1 protein-coding gene is annotated in these 1,101 nt (G+C 67.0%); it reads left to right on the forward strand.

Going from position 1 to position 1,101, the window contains the following annotated elements:
* The first annotated feature begins 39 nt into the window (after positions 1-39).
* Positions 40-798: a precorrin-4 C(11)-methyltransferase gene (gene cobM / locus ACFXKA_RS06755; RefSeq protein WP_354836405.1), complete on the forward strand. Its 759-nt coding sequence runs from the start codon at positions 40-42 to the stop codon at positions 796-798.
* Positions 799-1,101 lie beyond the last annotated feature (303 nt).

The raw sequence follows: 1,101 nt of genomic DNA on the forward strand, positions 1-1,101 counted from the left end.
CCGGGCAATCCGCCTGAGCGGGTGTGCGAGACTCGGCCGATGACAGTGCACTTCATCGGGGCCGGGCCGGGGGCGGCGGATCTGCTGACCGTACGGGCGGTCGAGCTGCTGCGGCGGTCACCGGTGTGCCTGTACGCGGGGACCTATCTGGATCCCGAGGTGCTGGGGCACTGCGCGCCGGATGCCGAGCTGATCGATACCCAGCGGCTGGATCTGGACGAGATCATCGCGCACTGTGCGCGGGCGCACGCCGAGGGCAAGGACGTCGCGCGGTTGTGCTCGGGCGATCCGTCCTTATATTCGGCGCTCACCGAGCAGAAGCGCAGGCTCGACGCCCTGGGAATCCCCTGGGACGTGACGCCCGGGGTGCCGGCGTACGCGGCCGCCGCGGCGCTGCTGGGTGCGGAGCTCACGGTGCCCGAGCAGGTGCAGTCGGTCGTGTTGACCCGCGCACAGGCGCGGTCGACCGCCATGCCGGAATCGGAGGCGCTGGCAAATTTCGCGCGCACCCGGGCGACCCTGATCCTGCATCTCGCCATCACCCGGATCCGGACCCTCGCGCAGGAACTGGTTCCCGACTATGGCGCGGACTGCCCGGTCGCGGTGGTCTACCGCGCGACCCAGCCTGAACAGCAGGTTCTCCGGGGCACCCTGGCCGATATCGCCGATCGCGTGGAAGCGGCCGGACTGCGGCAGGCGGCCGTGATTCTCGTCGGTCGCGCATTGGCCGAAACCCTGAACTGTGCCCAGTCGCATCTGTACGATCCTGCTCGCGATAGGTCGCACATCACTGGCTGAAGATACGAAATGCGATGATAGTTAAGGGCTATGGCCCTTTCTTATTGTCGCTTGCGCGCTGACGGTAGATTGGACCGAGTGTCCGTCACCAAGTTTGCGACTGTGGCTGCCCTGCAGCGGCCGGCGGGTGTGGTCGCGCCCATGTAACAAGATCGGCCAGCTGGGGGGATACCCCAGGGAGTCTCAATTTACGGTGAAGTGAGCCCCGAACACCGGACGCCACGCTGAAGCAGGCGTGGCGTCCTGTTCGGGTTTTCGGCGGGGAGCGCTGCGTGTCGTGGTGTTCCGGAAGCGAGGTTTGGG

Source organism: Nocardia sp. NPDC059228 (assembly GCF_042754245.1).
In the GTDB taxonomy this organism is placed as follows: Bacteria; Actinomycetota; Actinomycetes; order Mycobacteriales; family Mycobacteriaceae; genus Nocardia.